This window comes from Streptomyces sp. NPDC050416, from assembly GCF_044458845.1.
Taxonomy (GTDB): domain Bacteria; phylum Actinomycetota; class Actinomycetes; order Streptomycetales; family Streptomycetaceae; genus Streptomyces.
This window is the reverse complement of record NZ_JBITII010000011.1, coordinates 195070-213890: the sequence shown is the minus strand read 5'-3', so window position 1 is coordinate 213890 and position 18821 is coordinate 195070. Positions and strand designations below refer to the sequence as shown.

General features: G+C 72.9%; 19 protein-coding genes. 11 read left to right on the top strand and 8 right to left on the bottom strand.

Annotation, left to right across the window (positions count from 1 at the left end; all coding sequences use genetic code 11):
- Positions 1 to 127: 127 nt before the first annotated feature.
- Positions 128 to 1294, bottom strand: a complete 1167-nt coding sequence (xylA, locus tag ACIBL4_RS30720; RefSeq protein ID WP_399415037.1) for a xylose isomerase — start codon at positions 1292 to 1294, stop codon at positions 128 to 130.
- 116 nt (positions 1295 to 1410) lie between these two features.
- Here xylA and xylB point away from each other — a divergent pair, with 116 nt between their 5' ends.
- The 6 genes from xylB (at position 1411) to ACIBL4_RS30690 (ending at position 7951) form a co-directional block, all read left to right on the top strand.
- Positions 1411 to 2856, top strand: a complete 1446-nt coding sequence (xylB, locus tag ACIBL4_RS30715; protein WP_399415036.1) for a xylulokinase — start codon at positions 1411 to 1413, stop codon at positions 2854 to 2856.
- A gap of 15 nt (positions 2857 to 2871) precedes the next feature.
- The gene (locus ACIBL4_RS30710; RefSeq protein WP_399415035.1) at positions 2872 to 4080 is read left to right on the top strand and encodes an ROK family protein; all 1209 of its coding nucleotides are present in this window, start codon (positions 2872 to 2874) and stop codon (positions 4078 to 4080) included.
- A 222-nt stretch (positions 4081 to 4302) separates the two neighbouring features.
- Positions 4303 to 4908: an N-acetylmuramoyl-L-alanine amidase gene (locus ACIBL4_RS30705; protein WP_399415034.1), complete on the top strand. Its 606-nt coding sequence runs from the start codon at positions 4303 to 4305 to the stop codon at positions 4906 to 4908.
- Between the two features lie 105 nt (positions 4909 to 5013).
- Complete coding sequence (locus ACIBL4_RS30700) at positions 5014 to 5409, top strand: luciferase family protein (protein WP_399415033.1); 396 nt, start codon at positions 5014 to 5016, stop codon at positions 5407 to 5409.
- A 3-nt stretch (positions 5410 to 5412) separates the two neighbouring features.
- Entirely contained in the window at positions 5413 to 6585 is a 1173-nt protein-coding gene (locus tag ACIBL4_RS30695) for a bifunctional class I SAM-dependent methyltransferase/NUDIX hydrolase (protein ID WP_399415032.1), read from the top strand.
- 169 nt (positions 6586 to 6754) lie between these two features.
- Positions 6755 to 7951 carry a phosphodiester glycosidase family protein gene (locus ACIBL4_RS30690; protein ID WP_399415153.1) on the top strand — a complete coding sequence of 399 codons (1197 nt, stop codon included), beginning with the start codon at positions 6755 to 6757 and terminating at the stop codon, positions 7949 to 7951.
- A 2-nt stretch (positions 7952 to 7953) separates the two neighbouring features.
- Here the strand turns inward: ACIBL4_RS30690 and ACIBL4_RS30685 are convergent, their stop codons facing one another.
- From ACIBL4_RS30685 to ACIBL4_RS30660, 6 genes are all read right to left on the bottom strand, one after another.
- Entirely contained in the window at positions 7954 to 8148 is a 195-nt protein-coding gene (locus tag ACIBL4_RS30685; RefSeq protein WP_356923735.1) for a hypothetical protein, read from the bottom strand.
- A gap of 130 nt (positions 8149 to 8278) precedes the next feature.
- Positions 8279 to 9142, bottom strand: a complete 864-nt coding sequence (locus ACIBL4_RS30680; protein ID WP_399415031.1) for a phosphatidylinositol-specific phospholipase C/glycerophosphodiester phosphodiesterase family protein — start codon at positions 9140 to 9142, stop codon at positions 8279 to 8281.
- A gap of 176 nt (positions 9143 to 9318) precedes the next feature.
- A complete protein-coding gene (locus tag ACIBL4_RS30675; protein ID WP_399415030.1) occupies positions 9319 to 10392 on the bottom strand; it encodes an acyl-CoA dehydrogenase family protein in 1074 nt (357 codons plus the stop codon).
- Positions 10389 to 11606: an acyl-CoA dehydrogenase family protein gene (locus ACIBL4_RS30670; protein ID WP_399415029.1), complete on the bottom strand. Its 1218-nt coding sequence runs from the start codon at positions 11604 to 11606 to the stop codon at positions 10389 to 10391. Before ACIBL4_RS30670 ends, ACIBL4_RS30675 begins: the two co-directional genes overlap by 4 nt.
- Positions 11603 to 12574, bottom strand: a complete 972-nt coding sequence (locus ACIBL4_RS30665; RefSeq protein WP_399415028.1) for an NADPH:quinone oxidoreductase family protein — start codon at positions 12572 to 12574, stop codon at positions 11603 to 11605. Before ACIBL4_RS30665 ends, ACIBL4_RS30670 begins: the two co-directional genes overlap by 4 nt.
- A 115-nt stretch (positions 12575 to 12689) precedes the next feature.
- The gene (locus tag ACIBL4_RS30660; protein ID WP_399415027.1) at positions 12690 to 13262 is read right to left on the bottom strand and encodes a helix-turn-helix domain-containing protein; all 573 of its coding nucleotides are present in this window, start codon (positions 13260 to 13262) and stop codon (positions 12690 to 12692) included.
- A gap of 78 nt (positions 13263 to 13340) precedes the next feature.
- Here ACIBL4_RS30660 and ACIBL4_RS30655 point away from each other — a divergent pair, with 78 nt between their 5' ends.
- The 5 genes from ACIBL4_RS30655 (at position 13341) to ACIBL4_RS30635 (ending at position 18055) form a co-directional block, all read left to right on the top strand.
- Positions 13341 to 14270, top strand: a complete 930-nt coding sequence (locus ACIBL4_RS30655) for an NAD(P)/FAD-dependent oxidoreductase (RefSeq protein ID WP_399415026.1) — start codon at positions 13341 to 13343, stop codon at positions 14268 to 14270.
- Positions 14271 to 14338: 68 nt separating this feature from the next.
- Positions 14339 to 15877 (top strand): ATP-dependent DNA ligase, encoded by a 1539-nt coding sequence (locus ACIBL4_RS30650; protein ID WP_399415025.1) that lies wholly within the window; start codon positions 14339 to 14341, stop codon positions 15875 to 15877.
- Positions 15874 to 16332, top strand: a complete 459-nt coding sequence (locus tag ACIBL4_RS30645) for an NUDIX domain-containing protein (protein WP_399415024.1) — start codon at positions 15874 to 15876, stop codon at positions 16330 to 16332. The genes ACIBL4_RS30650 and ACIBL4_RS30645 overlap by 4 nt, the downstream gene beginning before the upstream one ends.
- Positions 16333 to 16407: 75 nt before the next feature.
- Positions 16408 to 17793: an NADP-dependent succinic semialdehyde dehydrogenase gene (locus tag ACIBL4_RS30640; protein ID WP_399415023.1), complete on the top strand. Its 1386-nt coding sequence runs from the start codon at positions 16408 to 16410 to the stop codon at positions 17791 to 17793.
- Between the two features lie 25 nt (positions 17794 to 17818).
- Complete coding sequence (locus ACIBL4_RS30635) at positions 17819 to 18055, top strand: DUF6213 family protein (RefSeq protein WP_059417701.1); 237 nt, start codon at positions 17819 to 17821, stop codon at positions 18053 to 18055.
- Positions 18056 to 18105: 50 nt separating this feature from the next.
- Here ACIBL4_RS30635 and ACIBL4_RS30630 read toward each other — a convergent pair whose 3' ends face one another.
- Entirely contained in the window at positions 18106 to 18774 is a 669-nt protein-coding gene (locus tag ACIBL4_RS30630) for a transcriptional regulator (protein ID WP_399415022.1), read from the bottom strand.
- Positions 18775 to 18821: the final 47 nt, after the last annotated feature.

The window sequence follows — 18821 nt, the reverse complement described above, 5'->3', positions numbered from 1 at the left end:
CGTGATCCCGGGCATTACGGCCCCGTTGGCCGGTCACACGCCCCGTGACCGGCCAAGGGACCCGCGCACGCGTGCCCATCGGGCCCAGCACCCACGCACGCCAAGGACCCCGCACGCGCGCGTGCGCTCAGCCACGCGCCCCCAGCAGGTGGTCCATCGCCAGCTGGTCCAGACGCTCGAAGGCCATGCCGCGGGCGGCGGCCGCCTCGACGTCGAAGGCCTCGAAGGCCGAGCGGTCGGCGAGCAGGGCCTGGAGGCCGTCCGAGGCGGTGGGCTGGGCCAGTTCGTCCAGGCGGGCCGCGCTCAGGGCCTCCTGGACCTCGGGGTCGGCGCGGAAGGCGGCGGCGCGCTCCTTGAGGATGAGGTAGTTGCGCATGCAGCCGGCCGCCGAGGCCCACACCCCGTCGAGGTCCTCGGTCCGCGGAGGCTTGAAGTCGAAGTGCCGCGGGCCGGCGTAACCGGCCGACTCCAGCAGGTCGACCAGCCAGAACGCGGCGCGCAGGTCACCGGCGCCGAAGCGCAGGTCCTGGTCGTACTTGATGCCGGACTGGCCGTTGAGGTCGATGTGGAAGAGCTTGCCCGCCCACAGTGCCTGCGCGATGCCGTGCGGGAAGTTCAGCCCGGCCATCTGCTCGTGCCCGACCTCGGGGTTGACGCCGTACAGTTCCGGACGCTCCAGGCGCTCGATGAACGCCAGGGCGTGGCCGACGGTCGGCAGCAGGATGTCGCCGCGCGGCTCGTTCGGCTTGGGCTCGATCGCGAAGCGCAGGTCGTAGCCCTGGGAGGTGACGTACTCGCCGAGTAGGTCGAAGGCCTCCTTCATCCGGTCCAGGGCGGCGCGGACGTCCTTGGCGGCGCCCGACTCGGCACCCTCCCGGCCGCCCCAGGCCACGTACACCTGGGCGCCGAGCTCGACGGCGAGGTCGATGTTGCGGATGGTCTTGCGCAGCGCGTAACGGCGCACGTCGCGGTCGTTGGCCGTGAAGGCGCCGTCCTTGAAGACCGGATGCGTGAAGAGGTTCGTGGTGGCCATCGGGACCTTCATGCCCGTGGCGTCCAGCGCCTGCCGGAAGCGCTTGATGTGGGCCTCGCGCTCGGTGTCGCTCGAGCCGAACGGGATCAGGTCGTCGTCGTGGAAGGTGACGCCGTGGGCGCCGAGCTCGGCCAGTCGCTGCACCGTCTCGACCGGGTCGAGGGCACGCCGCGTGGCGTCGCCGAAGGGATCCCGTCCCTGCCAGCCGACGGTCCACAAGCCGAAGGTGAACCTGTCCTCGGGGGTGGGCTGGTAGCTCATGCCGCGGCTCCTTGCTCGCTGAGGCTATTTCGTCATGCCGATTTACAAATTAGTATGCGAGCACCTTCCTGGGAAGAGACAAGGTGTCTCGGGACGAGAGCAGAGGGAGAAACCCGATGTCAGCAGCCGAGGGTCCGCTCGTCGTCGGCGTGGACTCGTCCACCCAGTCCACGAAGGCGCTGGTCGTCGACGCGGCCACAGGCCGGGTCGTCGCCACCGGCCAGGCGCCGCACACCGTCTCCTCGGGGGCCGGGCGCGAGAGCGATCCGCGCCAGTGGTGGGACGCGCTGTGCGAGGCCCTGCGCCAGTGCGGTGAGGCGGCGCACGAGGCCGCCGCGGTGTCGGTCGGCGGGCAGCAGCACGGCCTGGTCACGCTGGACGAGCGGGGCGAGCCGGTGCGCCCGGCTCTCCTGTGGAACGACGTGCGCTCGGCGCCGCAGGCGCGCAGGCTGACGGAGGAACTGGGCGGCGCCAAGTTCTGGGCCGAACGCACCGGCAGCGTCCCCGCCGCCTCCTTCACGGTCACCAAGTGGGCCTGGCTGGCCGAGCACGAGCCGGAGGCGGCGCGCGCCACGAAGGCCGTGCGCCTCCCCCACGACTACCTGACCGAGCGGCTCACCGGGCAGGGCACGACCGACCGCGGCGACGTCTCGGGGACGGGCTGGTGGGCCTCCGGGACGGAAGGCTACGACCAGGACATCCTGGCGTACGTGGGGCTCGACCCGGCCCTGCTGCCCCGTGTGGTCCGGCCCGGCGAGGTGGCGGGCACGGTGCGCGACAGCCATGATCTGCCGTTCTCCAAGGGCACCCTGGTCGCGCCCGGCACCGGTGACAATGCCGCAGCGGCGCTGGGCCTCGGGGTGCGTCCGGGCATGCCGGTGATGAGCCTCGGCACCTCGGGCACGGTGTACGCGGTGTCGCAGCGGCGGCCCGCCGACCCGAGCGGCACGGTGGCCGGTTTCGCCGACGCCCGCGGTGACTGGCTGCCGCTGGCCTGCACCCTGAACTGCACGCTCGCCGTGGACCGCGTCGCGACGCTGCTGGGCCTGGACCGCGAGGCCGTCGAACCCGGCACGGCCGTCACGCTGCTGCCCTTCCTGGACGGCGAACGCACTCCGAACCTGCCGAACGCCTCCGGGCTGCTCCACGGCCTGCGCCACGACACGACCGCCGGGCAGCTGCTCCAGGCCGCCTACGACGGTGCCGTGCACTCCCTGCTCGGCGCGCTCGACCTGGTCCTCGACGAGGACGCGGACCCCTCGGCGCCCCTGCTGCTGATCGGCGGCGGTGCGCGGGGCACGGCCTGGCAGCAGACCGTCCTGCGGCTGTCGGGGCGTCCCGTGCAGGTGCCCGAGGCCAAGGAGCTGGTGGCGCTCGGCGCCGCGGCGCAGGCGGCCGGGCTGCTGACCGGGGAGGACCCGGCGGCGGTCGCGCGGCGCTGGAACACGGCGGCCGGGCCGGTGCTCGACGCCGTCGAGCGGGACGAGGAGACGCTGGCCAGGATCGCCGGGGTACTCTCCGACGCGGCCCCGCTGCTGGAGCGGCCCACGGACACCCACTGAGGACTGGCGTCAGGCATGACCGCACCACTGCACGAGGCCCGTCCGGCCGGGCCGGGACGCGCCCTGCCGGACACCCAGCAGGGCATGCGCCGCCGCAACCTCGCCCGGGTCCTGCACGCCGTCCGGGCCGAGGGGCCGCTGTCCCGGGCCGCTGTCGCCTCGCGGATCGGCCTGACCCGGGCGGCCGTGTCGACCCTCGTCGACGAACTGATCCGCTCGGGGCTGCTGGAGGAGCTGGGGCCCGAGCGGCCCGGCCGGGTGGGCCGCCCGGGCTCCGCGCTCGCGCTGAGCGGACGCGGCCCGGCGGGGATCGGCGCGGAGGTCGGCGTCGACCATCTCGCGGTCTGTGCCGTGGACCTGCGCGGCCGGACCCGGTCGCGGGCGATACGCCAGGGCGCGAACCGCGGCCGCTCCCCGGGGCCCGTGCTGGCCGAACTCACCGAACTCATCCGCCGGGTGGTCGCCGAGGCGGAGGGCGAGGGCCTGTGGCCGGCCGGTCTCGCCGTGGCCGTGCCCGGTCTGGTGGCGCGTGACGCCCGGACCGTCGTACGCGCCCCGAACCTCGATTGGCACGACACGGACCTCGGTGACCTGCTGCCGGCCGACCTCCCGCTGACGGTGGACAACGAGGCGAACTTCGGCGCGCTCGCCGAACTCTGGCTGGGCGACGCCACGCCGCGCGACTTCCTGCACGTGTCGGCGGAGATCGGCATCGGCGCGGCCGTCGTGGTGGACGGCGGACTGCTGCGCGGAACCCGCGGTTTCGCGGGTGAATTGGGGCATGTACCGGTCCGGCCGGACGGCCCGGAGTGCGCGTGCGGCGGGCGCGGGTGCCTGGAGCAGTACGCCGGCGAGGAGGCGGTGCTGCGCGCGGCCGGTCTGGAGCCGGACGAGGACCGGGTCGGGCTGCTGGCGGGGCGCGCGGCGGAGGGCGACGAAGACGTACGCCGCGCCCTGCGCGACGCGGGCACCGCGCTCGGGGTCGCCCTGACCGGGGCGGTCAACCTCCTCGACCCGGAGAGCGTGGTGCTGGGCGGGGAACTGTCCGGGCTGGCGCCGTGGCTGCTGCCGTCGTTGCGGGACGAGCTGGCGCGCCGCACGGCGGGTCCGGCCTGTCCCGTCTCCGTGTCCCGGCTGGGTCCGCAGGGTCCGCTGCTGGGCGCCGCGCACTCGGTCGTGCGGGCGGTGCTGGACGATCCGGCCACCGTTGCCGAGCGGGCCTGAAAAGGCCCTGCCCCCTACGGGAGACCGTTCGGGTCCCTGTCAATCACCCGACCGGGTGAGCGAGTTGTCCACATCGCCGCGACCCTCCACCGAAAGGCATCACGTCCTTCGGACCGACCGGCAGGCGCCGTAACTTGATCGCACGGGCCGCGACCACACCGGCCGCCGCCCCCAGCAGTTGAGCAAGAGACACCCGCCGTCGAGCCCGGGAGGCACCCACTCATGGAACGGACAACCCCCTTCCCCAGCAGGCGAGGCATCCTCAAGGGTGCCGCCGCCCTCACCGCCGTCCCCACCGCCCTGTTCCCCGGCACACGGGCCGGCGCCCGGCCCCAGGTCGTCGACCACCCCGGAGCCGCGTGGCATCCGGCGAGCCGCCACAACTACACGCCGTCGAACCGCCCACGCACCCATCCGCTGCACTACGTGGTCATCCACGTCGCACAGACGACCTACGCCGGCACCCTGTCCGTCTTCCGGAACCCCAGGAAGAAGGTGTCCGCGCACTACGTGGTGCGCTCGTCGGACGGGCACGTGGCGCAGTGCGTGCGCGAGGCGGACATCGCGTGGCACGCGGGGAACTGGGACTACAACACCCGCAGCATCGGCATCGAGCACGAGGGCTGGGTGGACCGGCCCAAGTACTTCACCGACGCCATGTACGAGCGGTCGGCCCGGCTCACCGCGGCGATCTGCGCCAGGTACGACATCCCCAGGAACCGGGCGCACATCATCGGCCACCACGAGGTCCCGGGCAGCGACCACACCGATCCGGGCCGCCACTGGGACTGGAAGCGCTACATGAGACTGGTCGACAACTCGCCCTGAGACCAGCCTGTTTCCCCGCCCCGGCGCCCGCCACCCCACCTCACGTCCCGGTTACAAAACACTCAACCTCTGGTTGCGGCACGGTAAGCACGCGACGATGGGACCATGACCCTGGCCCAGCGCGCCCTGGAGCGTTTGCAGGCCTGGCCCGACCTGATGGCGGGCCCGGCGAGTTGCGGTACCGGACGAGCGCTCCGCTCCGTCCGTGACGAGATCGTCCACTTCCACTCGACGCGGGACGTGGACCTCCACCTCACCCGACGGGCCATCCAGCGCTTCCATTACGACCTCGCCGGTTCGAGCGCCATCCACCTGGTTCCCGGATCCGGCTGGGTGACGGTCCACCTCGACTGCGAGGCGGACGTCGACCTGCTGCAGAGCCTGGTGAGCATCGCCCTCAAGGCCCACCAGACACGGCCCGCCGGGCAGGAGCAGCGGCTCGCCGGGTGCAACTTCCACCGTGTCACGGTCCTTCCGCGTGACGCCGCAGCGGGCGGGTGAGCCGTGGTGACCCGACCGGAGGCCGTCAACGCGGAGGCCTGGCACACGTACGGAGCACATCACCTGCGGCGGGGCACGGTGCTGCCCGAGGTGGCGCGGATCGACTGGGGGTTCGAGGGTGCCGGGCCGGGGATCGAGGTGCTCGGGGAGCTGACGGGCCGGCGCGTGCTGGATCTCGGGTGCGGTCCGGCGCGGCACGCGGCCTACCTGGTCCGTGCCCACGGCGCGCTGGTGGACGCCGTCGACTCCTCGGCCGGGCAGTTGGAACGGGCGCGCGCCCGCTACGGCTCCCTGCCGGGGCTGCGCCTGGTCCTTGGCGACGCGGTGGAGCATCTGCGCTCGGCGGAGCCGTACGACGTCATCTACTCGGTCAACGCCGTGCCGTACATCGACCCGCACCGGCTGCTGCCCGCCCTGGCCGCGGCGCTCAAGCCGGGCGGCAGGCTCTGCTTCACCGTGCTGCACACCAACTCGCACGGTGACGGACCGTCGGACGAGGTCAGCGCCCGGCCGGAGATCCTGCAGCTGGCCGGGGGCGGGGACGTCACCGTCCAGATGTGGGTCCTCGACCCGGAGCTCTGGACGGCCCTGCTGGCCGAGCACGGGTTGCGCGTGGAGCAGGTCGACGTCCTAGACACGCCGCAGGCCGGCAACCACGCCTCGTACCGGCTCTTCCGGGTGACACGGTCCGTCCGGGTCTCCTCCCGGCCGCGCACCGCCAAACCGCCGAGGGCCCACGCCACGCTCGGGGTCGGCGCCATCGTGCACGGGCCCCGGGGACTGCTCCTGGGCCGGCACCGGCACGGGACGTGGGAGCTGCCCGGCGGGACGGTGGAGCCCGGGGAGTCACTGCGGGAGACGGTCGTGCGCGAACTGGGCGAGGAGACGGGCCTCGACGCCCGGCCGGAGGACGTCCGGCTCCTCGGGACGCTCCTCGACGACGCCGGGGGTCTCGTACGGGTGACCGTGGCCGCCCGGGTCACCGCCTGGCGGGGAGAGCCGTCGGACCAGCCCGGGGAGAGCGTGGGCCGCTGGCGCTGGTTCGCCCTGGACCGGCTGCCGGAGGAGCTGTTCGTGTGCAGCGCGCAGGCCCTCACCGCCTGGCGGCCGGATCTGCCGATCGACCACACGCCCGCCCACTTCACGCCGTACGGCACCGGAACGGGCGACGGCTGAAGCACCCGGAGGGGTGCGTTTTTTCAGCCGTTCCCGTGGAGTCGGCGCTCAGCCACCCCGCCGGCCCTCGTGGTCTGGTGCACTGCCCCTGAGAATCCGGTGAGTTGACGAGGCATCAGGGGGCACGGTGGCAGGTCGTCACAGAAGGCGGGGAGCAGGCAGAGCGGTACTGGCGTTTGTCACGGCGTTCGGCGCGCTGACCGGGGCGGCCCTGGCGGGGGCGGCTCCGGCCGTCGCCGTCCACCAGGGCGTACGGGTCGCGCCGGGGGTCACGTACGAGGAGTTCGACATCAAGGCCGCCAAGGGGGTGACGCACGCGCATGTGCTGAAGGTCGACCTGGGCCATCCGCGGGTACGGGTCGATCTGCTGTATCCGGGGGCCGTGGCCTCGCGGGCCCAGGTCTCGCGGATGGCCGACGCCCAGGGGGCGGTCGCCGGTGTCAACGGTGACTTCTTCAACATCACCGAGGCGCAGCATCCGGGCGTTGAGGCGACCGGCGCGAGCGTGGGCCCGGCGATCGCGGCCGGGCGGACGCTCAAGGCGGCCGTGCCGAACGGCCAGCGTTTCGGCCCGGCACTGCCGCCCGGCACGAGCACCGAGGACGTGTTCGGTGTCGGCCGTGACGGAGTGGCGCGGCTGGACCGGCTGGCCCTGGACGGCTCGGTCCGTACGGCCGAGGCGCAGCTGCCGCTGGGCGGGCTCAACCAGTACGCGCTGCCGGTGGGTTCCGTCGGCGCGTTCACCTCCGACTGGGGCAGCGTCTCCCGCGTGCGCGCCACGTGCGGCACGGACACGGACCGCGCCGCGCCCTGCAGCACGGACACGTACGAGGTGACGGTCCGCGACGGCGAGGTCGTGTCGGCCGCCGAGACACCCGGCAGCGGTCCCATCGCCGCGGGCACCACTGTGCTGGTCGGCCGGGAGGCGGGCGCCCAGCAGTTGCGGAAACTGTCCGCCGGCGAGGCGGTCGAGGTGGAGCACCGTCTCGTGGCGGCCACGGACGGGGCCTCCTACCGCCTCGCCATCGGCGGTTACCCGGTTCTCACGGGCGGCCGGCCGCTGCCGGGGCTGGACGACACGACGTCGGCCGTTCGTACGGCCGTGGGCATCGCCGACGGCGGACAGTGCGTGCTGCTGTTCGCGCTGGACGGCGCCGCGGCCTACCGCAGCGGCCTGACGATCGCCGAAGTGGCCGACACCATGCGGAAGCTGGGCTCGGACGACGCCTTCAGCCTGGACGGCGGCGGGTCGTCGACGCTGGTCGCCCGGAAGGCGGGCACGAGCAGCGTCTCGGTCCGCAACCACCCCAGCGGCGGTGCCGAACGCGCCGTTGCGAACGGCATCGGCGTGTTCTCCGGTCGGTGACGTCAGGGCCGCAGACTGCTGACGATGTCCGCCGTCGCCGTGAGGCCGCTGTGGATGGTGGGGGCGACGCTGGTGCTGGCCAGGTAGAAGCCGAGCAGCAGGCAGACCAGCGCGTGGGAGACCTTCAGCCCGCCGTTGCGCAGGAAGATCACCGCCAGGACCAAGAGCAGCAGCACCACAGAGATGGAAATGGCCATCGTCAACTCCTCCGCCACGCCGCCATGTCCGGTTCACGGCGTTCGGCCGTAAGTGTGGCGTAGCGGAGTGTTCATCCGGGCTGCTGACCTGTCCGCCGAACGTGTGGTGTTCCCTGGATCCCCGACGGGCCTACGCCGCCCGCCGGGCGTCCAGGAACGCCTCCAGTCCGGCGAGGTCGTCGGTGTTGAGGTGGTCGACGTCGGCGGCGAGCAGTTCGGCCCACAGCGCCTCCCGGGCGGGCCCGGGAAGGTCCGGGGTCGCCCAGAACCGCACCTTCTGCCCCCGGCGGCGCGCGGCCCGGACGATACTCCGCAGCTTCTCCCGCTCCGCGTCCGGGAACGCGCCCACGCCCTGCCAGGTGAAGTTGAGCGTCCAGTTGTCGCTGATCAGCGGGATGAGGGAGGCCGGCGCCGGGCCGCCGAGGTCGGCGAGCCGGCCGTCGTAGAAGGCGCGCCGGACGGTCTGGGCCTCCATGGGGGCGCGGGCCGCGCGGTCGCCGGAGACGACGGCGGTGACCGGGCCGGTCAGGACCCGGCCGTGGGCGTAGGTCGTGAACAAGTGCCGGTAGCGCCTGAGCCGGCGGTCGAGTTCCAGGTACGTCGAAGAGCCCTCGGTCTTGATGTCGACGAGCATCTGCAGCGACCCGCGGTACCCCCGGTACACGCGGCCGCAGTTGGCCCGAACTCGCGCGGCGAGCGGGTCGAGGTAGAGGGACTCCAGCGTGCGGGCCGGGTCGAGGTCCTCCGGGTCGTGGGCGACGAGGAGTTGGTCGCCGACCAGGTAGATGTCGGCCTCGACGCTGCCGAAGCGGTGGTCGAGGGCATCGAGCAGGGGGCGCGGATGCTCGTAGTCGTTGTGGGCGTGGGCTCGCCACAACGGGCGGGGCCCGTGCCGCCGTTCACCGGCGAGGGCGTCGGTGCCGGGGAGGGCGACCGAGCCCGCGAGGGCGGCGCCGAGGGTGGTGAGGGCTCTGCGACGGGTGGTGAGGTCCATGCTCTGCCTCCCTGGGAGTGCCGTACGGGAACCCTGCGAGTATGGGGTTCGCGCAGGCCCAAGGAGCAGGGCATTGCGGGGAGTTGGCCGGAGTGCCGTCGTGCGTTCACTTCACCGGAATAGAGCACACGAAAAGCCCGCCCCTGGTGGGACGGGCCTTTCCAGCCTGGTGTACGTCAGGGCGCCTGGAGGTCGACCAGTGCGGCCAGTGCCTCCCGGTGGGCGCCGGCCGTGCCGTAGGCGATCGAGTCGGCCTTCGCACGCTTCAGGTACAGGTGCACCGGGTGCTCCCACGTCATGCCGATGCCGCCGTGCAGTTGCAGCGCCTCCTCGGCGGCGTGGACGGCCACGGACGCCGCGTAGGCCTGGGCGACGGTGACCGCCACGTCGACGTCCCGGCCCGTCGACAGGGCGTCGGCGGCATTGCGGGCGGCCGCACGGAGATTGGCGACTTCCAGCCACAGCTGGGCCAGCCGGTGCTTGAGCGCCTGGAAGCCGCCGACGGGCCGGTTGAACTGCTTGCGGTCCTTGAGGTAGCGGACGGTCTCCGTCAGCGTCCAGTCGGCCAGTCCGAGCTGTTCGGAGGCGAGCAGCCCGGCTCCGGCGCGCAGGGCCCGGCGTACGGCGGGCTCGGCGTCGCCCAGCAGGCGGCCCGGCGCTCCGTCGAGCGTGACGGTCGCGAGCGGCCGGGTCAGGTCCAGGGAGATCTGGGGTGTGACGGTCGCGGCGGTGGCGTCGACCGCGTAGAGGCCGCCGTCGTCGGCGGGCACGAGCAGCACGTCGGCGACGGCCGCGTCCGCGATGCCGGTCAGTTCGCCGTGCAGCCGGCCGTTCTCGTGCCGGACGACCTTGTAGGCGGTGCCCGGTGCGACGCCGAGAGCGACCGCGAGGGCTCCGATCGACGTCCCGGAGGCGAGCTCGGTGAGCAGGTCGTCGGTGCCGCAGGCCAGGAGCGCCTCGGTGGCGACGACCGCGCTCGTGAGGTACGGGACGGGCGCGACCGCACGCCCGAGCTCCTCCAGCACCACGGCGGCTTCCCGGTGCGTGGCGCCCTGGCCGTCCAGTTCCTCGGGCACCAGCAGGCCGGCGAGACCCATGCCGTCGGTGAGTGCCTTCCACAGCGCCAGGTGGTGCGGGGTGTCCGTCTCGACGCGGGCGATGACGCCCGGGGCGTCGCAGTGGTCGGCGAGCAGGTCGCGGACGGCGGCGCGCAGCGCCTCTTCCTCTTCCGAGTACAACAGGTCGCTCATCGGGCGAGGTCCTTCCAGGCGACGTCCTTGTCGGTGCGCGGTTCGGCGGGCAGGCCGAGGACGCGCTCGGCGACGATGTTCAGCAGGACCTCGCTGGTCCCGCCCTCGATGCTGTTGCCCTTGGAGCGCAGGTAGCGGTAGCCGGCCTCGCGGCCGGTGAAGTCGACCAGCTCCGGGCGGCGCATGGTCCAGTCGTCGTACAGCAGGCCCTCCTCGCCGAGCAGTTCCACCTCCAGGCCGCTGATCTCCTGGTTGAGGCGGGCGAAGGCGAGCTTCATGCCGGCGCCCTCGGGGCCGGGCTGGCCGGCCACGAGCTGCTGGCGCAGCCGCTCGCCGGTGAGCCGGGCGACCTCGGCGTCGACCCAGAGCTTCAGCAGGCGCTGGTGCAGGTCGTGAGTGCGCAGCTCCGGGCGCTCGCGCCAGGTCGTGGAGACCGGGCCGATCATGCCGCCCTCGCGGGGCAGCCGCATGCCGCCGATGGCGACGCGCTCGTTGTTCAGGGTCATCTGCGCGACCCGCCAGCCGTCACCGACCTCGCCGAGGCGGCGGGAGTCCGGGATGCGGACGTCGGTGAGGAACACCTCGTTGAACTCGGCCTCGCCGGTGATCTGCCGCAGCGGCCGGACCTCGACGCCCGGGTCGGTCATGTCGCAGACGAAGTACGTGATGCCCCGGTGCTTGGGCACGTCCGGGTCGGTGCGGGCGATGAGGATCGCCCACCGCGCCACGTGGGCGCTGGACGTCCAGACCTTCTGCCCGTTGACCACCCAGTCTCCCCCACTCTCGGCTTCGCTCGAGCGGGAGGTGCCCCCAGCCTCCCGCACGGCCCTGGTGCCCAGCGCGGCGAGGTCGGATCCGGCACCCGGCTCGCTGAACAGCTGGCACCAGACCTCCTCCCCCGTCCACAGAGGCCTCAGGTACCGACGCTTCTGCTCCTCGGTGCCGTAGGCCAGGATGGTCGGCGCGGCCATGCCGAGGCCGATGCCGATGCGCCGCGGGTCGTTGCCGGGCGCCCCGGCCGCCTCCAGCTCGGCGTCCACGACGGCCTGGAGGGACCGGGGCGCGCCGAGTCCGCCGAGGCCCTCCGGGTAGTGCACCCAGGCCAGTCCGGCGTCGAAGCGGGCCCGCAGGAAGTCCAGGCGGTCGGTGGAGGCCGGCGGATGAGCGGCCAGCAACTCCTGTGTGCGACGGCGCAGTTCCTCGGCGTCGGTCATGCGGCGGCTCCCTTCTCCAGGACGACGGCCACCCGGCCGGTCGTCACACCGTCGGCGACCCGCTGCACGGCTGCGGCGGCCCCGCCGAGCGGCACGCGTTCGCTCACCAGCGGCTTGATCGCACCCCGGGCGGCCAGCTCGGTGAGCTGCTCGTGGCAGTGCTGGACCAGTTTCGGGTTCTTGGTGTTGTACAGGCCCCAGTGCAGGCCGAGGATCGAGTAGTTCTTCACCAGGGCGTGGTTCAGCCCGGGGCTGGGGATCGTGCCGCTGGCGAAGCCGACGACGACGATGCGCCCCTCGAAGGCGACGACCTTGGCGGACTGGGCGTAGGCCTCGCCGCCGACCGGGTCGTAGATCACGTCGGCGCCGCGGCCGCCGGTGGCCTCCTTGACGGCGGCGACGACGTCCTCGGAGCGCCGGTCGATCACGACGTCGCAGCCCAGCTCGCGGGCGACGGCCGCCTTCCCGGAGCCGCCGACGACACCGATGACGGTGGCGCCGGCGGCCTTCCCGAGCTGCACGGCCGCGCTGCCGACCCCTCCAGCGGCAGCGTGGACGAGCAGGGTCTCGCCGGTCTCCAGGCCGGCCCGGCGGTGCAGACCGAACCAGCCGGTCTGGTAGCCGATGTGCAGGGCCGCGGCCTCCGCGTCGTCCAGGGCGTCCGGCGCGGGCAGGAGGGCGGCGGAGTCCGCGACGGCGTACTCGGCGAAGCCGCCGTACGGCAGCGCCGGGTTGGCGATCACCCGGCGTCCGTCCTCGGTCTCGCCGCAGATCTCCACGCCCGGGGTGAAGGGCAGGGGCGGCCTGACCTGGTACTGGCCCCGGCACAGCAGGGCGTCGGGGAAGTTGATGTTCGCGGCGCGCACCTTCAGCAGGACCTGGCCGTCGGCGGGCGTGGGCGGTGCCACGTCCTCTAGCCGCATCACCTCACCCGGCTCGCCGTTCTCGTGCACTTGCCATGCCTGCATGCGGGGCCTCCACGGGCTGCGTCGACTGCGTCGTCCGACCGGGGTCGGTTCGCATACTAAGCGGTCGCTTGACGATCTGGGAACCGTCGGACGGCCGGGGAAACCGTCGGACGCGTCACTTCCGCTTCGGCCGCGCCCGCACGTGCATCCGCTCCCCTTGCGGCCCGAACAGGCTGAGGAACTCCACGGGCCCCTCCCCCGTGGACCCGAACCAGTGCGGCACGCGGGTGTCGAACTCCGCGGCCTCCCCCGCCGTGAGCACCACGTCGTGCTCGCCCAGCACCAGGCGCAGCTTCCCGGACAGCACGTACAACCACTCGTAGCCCTCGTGGGTGCGCGGGTCCGGTTCCTGTCTGCGCTGGGGTTCCAGCACCTTGTAGGCCTGGAGGCCGCCGGGCTGGCGGGTGAGCGGCCAGTGGGTGCGGCCGAACATTTCGATCGGCTTCGACCGCACCCGCGGGTCACCGGCCGGCGGCGCTCCGACCAGCTCGTCCAGGGCCACCTGGTGCGCCCGGGCGATCGGCAGCAGCAGCTCCAGGCTGGGTTTGCGCAGGCCGGACTCCAGCCGCGACAGGGTGCTGACGGAGATGCCGGTGGTCTCGGAGAGCGCCGCCAGCGTCACCTCCCGCTCCTTGCGCATCTGCCGCAGCCGGGGGCCGACGCCCGCGAGTACCTCGTCCGTAGTCATGGTGGTATTGCAGATTCGGCAAACGCGTTTGTCAATCCTGCGGCCGTGGAGCGACTCTCGGCAGTGGAGGTGGTCACCATGACCGAGAGGTACGCAGTCGTAGTCGTCGGCGGTGGTACGGCGGGCCTGTCCGCGGCTCTGGTGCTGGGCCGGGCCCGGCACCGCACGCTGGTCGTCGACGCGGGCGAGCCGCGCAACGCGCCCGCCGCGCACATGCAGGGCTATCTGTCGCGTGACGGGATGCCGCCCGCCGAGTTCCTCGCCGTCGGCCGGGAGGAGATCGCGCGCTACGGCGTGGAGCTCGTGCGGGACCGGGTGGTGGAGGTGGAGAAGGGCGAGGACTTCGCGGTGGTGCTGGCGGGCGGGCGGACCGTGCGGGCCCGGCGTCTGGTGATCGCCACCGGGCTGAAGGACGAGCTGCCGGCGGTCCCCGGGGTCGCCGAGCGGTTCGGCCGGGACGTGCTGCACTGCCCGTTCTGCCACGGCTGGGAAGTGCGCGACCAGCCGTTCGGAGTGCTGGCGACGAGCCCGGCGAGCGTGCACCAGGCGCTGATCGTGTCCCAGTGGTCGAAGGACGTGCGGTTCTTCCTGCACACGGTCGCCGAGGGCGAGCTGTCCGACCAGGACCTGCGCCGGCTGGCCGCGGCCGGGGTGGATGTGGTGCCGGGCGAGGTCGCGGAGCTGGTGGTCGAGGACGACCGGCTCACCGGTGTCCGGCTAGCCGACGGCACGACGCACGCCCGTTCCGTGCTGTTCGTCGGGCCGCGCCCCGTCCCGCAGACCGGCCTGCTGGAGCGGCTCGGCGCGGAGCTGCACGAGACGCCGTTCGGCGCGTACCCGGTGGTCGACCCGACCGGGCTGACGACCGTCCCCGGGGTGTGGGCCGCGGGCAACGCGATCGGCTTCGCCGAGCAGGTCGTGCACGCGGCGAGCGGCGGCTACCGGGCGGCATCCGCGATTGTCGGGGACCTGCTGATGACCGACCTCGACGCGGCCACCCAGGAGTAAGCGGCCCACCCGGGAGTAAGAGGTGCCGTCCGGGTGTAGAGGCGGCCCCTCCGGTGCACCATGGCTGCATGCTGCTGCACCGGCTGGCCCGAGTGTCCCAGGAGGTCGCCGCCACTTCGGCGCGGTCCCGGAAGACGGCCCTGCTCGCGGAGCTCTTCCGGGACGCCGAGGCCGACGACGTGCCGATCGTCATCCCGTACCTGGCCGGACGGCTGCCGCAGGGCCGGATCGGCGTCGGCTGGAAGGTGCTGAGCCGCCCGGTCGCCCCCGCCGCCGAGCCGGGCCTGACCGTACGGGACGTGGACGCCCGGCTTTCCGAGCTGGCCAAGGTGTCCGGCCCGGGCTCCCAGGCGGAACGGGCCCGGCTGGTCGGGGAGTTGATGGGCGCGGTCACCCAGGACGAGCAGCGGTTCCTGGTCGGGCTGCTCACCGGCGAGGTGCGGCAGGGCGCGCTGGACGCGGTCGCGGTCGAGGGACTGGCCCAGGCGACCGGGGCGCCCCCGGCCGACGTACGGCGGGCCGTGATGCTCGCCGGCTCCCTCCAGACCGTCGCCGAGGCGCTGCTCGCGGACGGCCCCGCCGCCCTGGACCGCTTCCGCCTCACCGTCGGCCGCCCGGTCTGGCCGATGCTCGCGCACAGTGCCTCCTCGGTCGCCGAGGCGGTGGACAAGCTCGGTGCCTGCGCGGTCGAGGAGAAGCTGGACGGCATCCGCGTCCAGGTGCACCGGGACGGCGACACGGTACGGCTCTACACCCGCACCCTCGACGACATCACCGACCGCCTGCCCGAAGTGACGGCCGCCGCGCTGGAGTTGCGGGGCGAGCGGTTCATCCTGGACGGTGAGGTGATCTCCTTCGACGAGGACGGCCGCCCCCGCTCGTTCCAGGAGACCGCCGGCCGGGTCGGCTCGCGCACGGACGTGGCGACGGCGGCCCGCGCGGTGCCGGTCTCCCCCGTCTTCTTCGACGCTCTGTCGGTCGACGGCCACGACCTGCTCGACCTGCCGTTCGCCGAGCGGCACGCCGAGCTGGCCCGGCTGGTCCCCGGGCCGATGCGGGTGCGCCGCACGACGGTGTCCGGCCCGGACGACCTGCGCACGGCGGAGGAGTTCCTGGCCGAGACCCTGAAACGCGGCCACGAGGGCGTCGTCGCCAAGGCGCTCGACGCCCCCTACAGCGCGGGCCGGCGCGGCGCGTCCTGGCTGAAGGTCAAACCCGTCCACACCCTCGACCTAGTGGTCCTGGCCGCCGAGTGGGGCCACGGCCGCCGCACCGGCAAGCTCTCCAACCTCCACCTGGGCGCCCGCACCGCCGACGGCGGTCTCGCCATGCTCGGCAAGACCTTCAAGGGCATGACCGACGCGATGCTCACCTGGCAGACCGAACGGCTCCGGCAGCTCGCCGTCGACGACAACGGCCACGTCGTGACCGTACGCCCGGAACTCGTCGTCGAGATCGCCTACGACGGCCTGCAGCGCTCCACCCGCTACCCGGCCGGCGTCACCCTGCGCTTCGCCCGCGTGGTCCGCTACCGGGAGGACAAGCGCCCCGAGGACGCCGACACGGTGGAGACGCTGCTGGCCGCGCACCCGGAGGTGAGCCCGTGAAGCGCAGTGCCGGCCTGCTGCTCTTCCACCACACCGACAACGGCCTCGACGTGCTGCTCGGCCACATGGGCGGCCCGTTCTTCGCCCGGCGCGACGCGGGCGCGTGGACCATCCCCAAGGGCGAGTACGAGCCCGACGAGTCCGCCTGGGCAGCGGCCCGGCGCGAGTTCGAGGAGGAACTGGGGCTGCCCCCGCCGGACGGCGAGGCCCTCGCTCTGGGCGAGGTCCGGCAGACGAACGGCAAGATCGTCACGGCCTGGGCGATCGAGGCGGACCTCGACCCGGCGACGATCGCGCCCGGATCGTTCCGGATGGAGTGGCCGCCGAGGTCGGGACAGCTCCAGGAATTCCCCGAGCTGGACCGGGTGGCGTGGTTCGGGCTCGACCGGGCCCGCGAGGTGATCGTCAAGGCGCAGGCGGCGTTTCTCGACCGCCTGGCGGAGCACTCGCCCTGAGGAGACGCTCCCGCGTTGCGGTCCGCTCCGCCGCGCGGGAAGGTCGGACTAAGCCCGCTCCGAGGGAGGTCAGCCATGCCCATCGCAACGGTGAACCCGGCGAACGGCGAGACGCTCAAGACGTACGAGGCCATGGGCGAGGAGGAGATCGAGCGCCGGCTCCGGCTCGCGGAGGCCACGTTCCGCACGTACCGGACGACGACGTTCGACGAGCGCGCCCGGCTGATGAGGAAGGCCGCCGACCTCCTCGAGGAGGACCAGCAGGACATCGCCCGCGTGCTGACCACCGAGATGGGCAAGCCGATCCAGCAGGCCCGGGCCGAGGCGGCGAAGTGCGCCAAGGCGATGCGCTGGTACGCCGACCACGCGGAGGAGCTGCTCGCCGACGAGGAACCCTCCGACACCGACGTGAAGGACTCCGGCGCCTCACGCGTGCGGGTGCGCTACCGGCCGCTGGGACCGGTGCTGGCGGTCATGCCGTGGAACTTCCCGCTGTGGCAGGTGGTCCGCTTCGCCGCGCCCGCCCTGATGGCGGGGAACGTGGGCCTGCTCAAGCACGCCTCGAACGTCCCGCAGACCGCCCTCTACCTGGAGGACCTGTTCCACCGTGCGGGCTTCACGGAGGGCTGCTTCCAGACCCTGCTGATCGGCTCCGCCGCGGTCGACGACATCCTGCGCGACGAGCGGGTCAAGGCGGCCACCCTCACCGGCAGCGAGCCCGCGGGCCGCGCGGTCGCCTCCACCGCCGGGGAGATGGTCAAGAAGACGGTGCTGGAGCTGGGCGGCAGCGACCCCTTCGTCGTCATGCCCTCCGCCGACATCGACCGGGCCGCGAAGGTCGCGGTGACCGCGCGCGTGCAGAACACCGGGCAGTCCTGTATCGCCGCCAAGCGGTTCATCGTGCACACGGACGTCTACGACGCCTTCGCCGAGCGGTTCGCCGAGGGCATGAAGGCGCTGAAGGTCGGCGACCCCTTGTCCGACGACACCGAGGTCGGGCCGCTCTCCAGCGAGCAGGGACTGCGCGATCTGGAGGAGCTGGTCGACGACGCGGTGCGCGGCGGTGCGGAGGTTCTGTGCGGTGGCGAACGGCCCGACGGGCCGGGCTGGTACTACACCCCGACCATCCTCGCCGGCATCCGCCGGGAGATGCGCATCCACCGGGAGGAGGCGTTCGGTCCGGTCGCGACGCTGTACCGGGCGGCCGACCTGGACGAGGCCGTGCTGATCGCGAACGACTCGCCGTTCGGACTGAGTTCGAACGTGTGGACGCGGGACGAAGCCGAGGTGGACCGGTTCGTGCGGGACCTGGAGGCGGGCGGTGTGTACGTCAACGGCATGACGGCCTCCCACCCGGCGTTCCCGTTCGGTGGAGTGAAGCGGTCCGGCTACGGGCGTGAGCTGTCCGGGCACGGAATCCGGGAGTTCTGCAACATCACGACCGTTTGGCACGGTGCGTGAGTGTTGCGGGGCTACGATCCCGTCTGTGAACCGCGAAGTGACTCTGCCTCTGATCGTCGACGACCGCGGGACCTTGCAGGTGGCTGCGGCCGATGTCAGCAAGCTGTTGCGGACGGTGGGGGGTCGGTGGGTGCGGCTTGTCGAGGCCGGGGAGTCGGGGCTCGACGAGGACACGGTCGCCGCGTTGACGATCGAGCTGGCGAAGTTGGCCGACCGTATTGATGTGGCTTGTATTGCGCACAGCAGTGGGGGTGCGACGTAGTTGCGGCGTGTGCGGGTGCGTGGGGGCTTGTCGCGCAGTTCCCCGCGCCCCTAAGAGGGCAGATCCCCCAGCGTGGACCAGAACATCGCCTCGTATGTCTGAAGTAGGCGGCCGTATGCGTGAGCTCGTGTCTTGTCGAGACGCCCGGCGTCCAGCGCCGCCTTCACCGCCGCCGTCGCCATCCCGTCCAGCTCCGGGGACGGCTCCGCGAAGAAGTCGAAGAACGCGCAGGCCTCTTCGGTGAAGCCGTACTGCTCGCGCAGCGCGGTGGCGATCGTCGCGCAATAGCCGCCCCACGCGGAGAAGTTGGCGGTCAGGGCCAGGACCACGTCCGCCGGGGAGGCGTTGAGGGCCAACCAGGCTACGTACGCGGGGTAGGCCTGGCAGCCCGGAAGGGGCTCGTACGAAGCCGCCCCCGTCTCGTCCACGCCGCACGCCCTCGCGAAAGCGTCCAGCCGCTGGCCGGCCAGCGCCTCGCCCTCCGCGAGTGTCCTGAAGAAGGCCGCCGCCTCCGGGTCGGCCGTCGCGGAGCGTTCCGCCAGGTGCAGGAACGCGCGGCGGTCCGCCGGGATCACCCAGGACTGTTCCAAGGCGAGCGCGGCGAGGGTACGGCGGGAGGCCTCGCCACGGGCGATCCGGGGGACCAAGGGGTTGGACTGCGGGCCCGGGGCGAGTTCGGCTGTGGTCGTGGTCAGCAGGTCCCGGGCCGGGTGCGTCATCGCGTCCTCCGTCGTGGGGGTGTCGGTACGAGCCTGGCACGGCGGCC